The organism is Cytophaga sp., from assembly GCF_051961495.1.
Classification (GTDB): domain Bacteria; phylum Bacteroidota; class Bacteroidia; order Cytophagales; family Cytophagaceae; genus Cytophaga.
The window spans coordinates 1-2,620 of record NZ_JBQCDF010000281.1; the positions used below are offsets into that span (position 1 = coordinate 1).

The following is a 2,620-nucleotide window of genomic DNA, read 5'->3' on the forward strand; positions in this document are numbered from 1 at the left end:
ATTATGAATTATGAATTATGAATTATGAATTATGAATTATGAATTATGAATTATGAATTATGAATTATGAATTATGAATTATGAATTATGAATTATGAATTATGAATTTTTATTACTGTATTTTTTAGTTCAATAACTGCAAAGGAGCTTAGTGCCAAAAGCTTGTACGGACGACAAGTTAAAAGTTGTCTATTTACTGATTCCGTTGTATCTTAAATCGAATATATAAACAGATATAATCGCTCATACCTTTACCTGATTGGAAAATCTCAAAACATATATACAGCGGCTCACGACATTTTCACCGGAAAGCTGGAACATTCTCAGCGGGTGTTTAAGGGAACAGGTGTTCAGTAAAGGCGAACGTTTGCTGAAGGAAGGTGAGATCTGTAACGCTATATATTTCATAAGCAGCGGTTATTGCAAGGCATCATACAACCAGGATGGCAAAGAAATGAACACCGCTTTTTATTTTGAAAATGATTTTGCCACGAATACCAAAAGCCTGATTAATGGTACGGAATCAGAGTTTGAAATACTGGCTTGTGAACCTTTACATGTTGTAAGATTTGATAAGGCTGCGCTTTTGCATGCATACACAGCATCCAGGGAAATTGAAACATTGGGCAGGAAAATCCTGGAAGGCATTGTTGCCAGGCAGGAAGAGCATGTAAAAAGCTTTACCTTGATGACTCCTAAACAGCGGTTTGAAAACCTGGTTCGTACCCGGCCGGAATTTTTACAACGGGTATCGCTTACCCAGACAGCTTCCTACCTGGGGATGAGCCGTGAGACCTTGAGCCGCTTGCGCCGCAAATAAATTTTGTGACTTTTGACACAGGTACACCTGTAGTTTTTGCAGGATCTTTGTTGCTCACCATAAAACAGAAACAAAGATGGAAAATTCAAAAATCGTATCCGGATTTATTGAACAGATCTGGAACAAAAGAAACTTTGAAAAATCAGCGGAATATATTCATCCTGATTTTAAAGACCACTCACTACCCACAAGTCTCGCACCCAATGTGGAAGGTATGAAGCAATGGATTCTGAACACAGGGACTTCGTTTGAACACCAGACCATTATTGAAGACCAGATAACAGAAGGCGACAAGAGCGTTGTGAAAATAAAGATGGTTATGAAACACATCGGCAGGTGGCGGGGTTTAGAACCTACGGGCATTGAATTGACTACGGTTGGTTACAGGTATTATAAATTGCAGGCAGGTAAAATCATTGAACACTGGGCGCTGATCGACGGACAGGCATTGGAAAATCAAATTATGAATGCCTCGAAAGGTTGTAAAATTGCTGAATGAGGCAAAGCACAAAATCAACCTTGCAGAATAAATTTCAGATATGTTCCCTGCACCGCTATTCAGGTATGTCATAATACTTGTCAGAGATGCGCAAGCATCCTTCTCCCTTGACTGAAGGGCGGGGTGAATACCCGCGATAAGATATTCAGTTCAGATGATAAAAATAAAATGCGTTTGCCATTCTTTTTTATGGAAAATAGTTATAAATAGTGCGTGATTTAACCATTCAATTCCAATGAAATTTCCCCTGGTACTTTCTGCCTGTTTTTTGCTGTCGTGTTCGAATCGTCCGCTGGATGAACAAACCATTATAAAACACTTGCAGGAAGTACGCAGCGATTCTGCTTATGGGTATTGTCCGCCGGAAGGATATCTAAATAATGAAGAAACAGCGATCCGGGTTGCGGAATCAATTCTTTTCAATATTTACGGTAAGGATCGTATCCTGGAACAAAAACCCTATCAGGTTCATCAGATCGATTCGGTATGGGTGATTAATGGCACGCTCCCTGTTACGTATACCAATGGTGGTACATTTTTTATTGTGCTGAATAAAAAAGATGGAAGAGTAATAAGCGTGAGCCATGGAAAATAACATGTTACCAATGAAATTTTGTATACTCTTATTTTTCCTGCTCATCCGGATTTCGGCATTCGGACAAGTGGATTCATTTTTTATGAAATATACCTTATTACAAACGGTGCCTGACCAATCTGTTGCTGTATATACAGGGAACTGGAATGATTTTAATCCGGATTCGGCAGCAGAAAGAAATTCATTTCTTGAACTGATTATGACATTCAATAATAACCGGAATACCATCCTGCTGAACACAACGGATTACATTATCAAAACACTCGATTCGCTTGCTTTAAGCCTGATCAAAATCAATAATAAAAAATCTGCAGTGTATGTAGTTATGAAAGTGAAGGAGAATAGCCATCTGGGAGAGCATGGGGCTTATGAAGCGTATAAAACCATTCATGAAATCTACGATCTCAAATCACATAAACAATTGTTCGCTGCTGTAAGTAAATATGAATACAGGGCTGATTATACGGAATATTATGATTCCACTTCAACGTATTCGACGACAGCGTATTTTTACCGGTACGATTTTTCATTGTCTCAGGAAAGCAAAATCAGTATCGGAAAAACGAAGACGATGCTTAAGGTTTCTGAAGAAGGCGCTGCCATCAATACAGAAAATTCATTTCCGCATTACTGCGATTGCCTGCTTCCGGATCACAAGGAAGGAATGTATGTATATCGTAACGGAAAATACCGATATAAAAATGCT

4 protein-coding genes are annotated in these 2,620 nt (G+C 38.6%); all 4 read left to right on the forward strand.

Going from position 1 to position 2,620, the window contains the following annotated elements; translation table 11 throughout:
- The first annotated feature begins 259 nt into the window (after positions 1-259).
- Complete coding sequence (locus ACTHJT_RS15720) at positions 260-820, forward strand: Crp/Fnr family transcriptional regulator (protein ID WP_440239926.1); 561 nt, start codon at positions 260-262, stop codon at positions 818-820.
- A 76-nt stretch (positions 821-896) separates the two neighbouring features.
- On the forward strand, positions 897-1,319 hold the full coding sequence (locus ACTHJT_RS15725) for an ester cyclase (RefSeq protein WP_440239928.1): 423 nt from the start codon (positions 897-899) through the stop codon (positions 1,317-1,319).
- Between the two features lie 235 nt (positions 1,320-1,554).
- The gene (locus ACTHJT_RS15730) at positions 1,555-1,914 is read left to right on the forward strand and encodes a YbbC/YhhH family protein (RefSeq protein WP_440239930.1); all 360 of its coding nucleotides are present in this window, start codon (positions 1,555-1,557) and stop codon (positions 1,912-1,914) included.
- Between the two features lie 10 nt (positions 1,915-1,924).
- On the forward strand, positions 1,925-2,620 hold a 696-nt coding region (locus ACTHJT_RS15735), incomplete at its 3' end, for a hypothetical protein (RefSeq protein WP_440239932.1).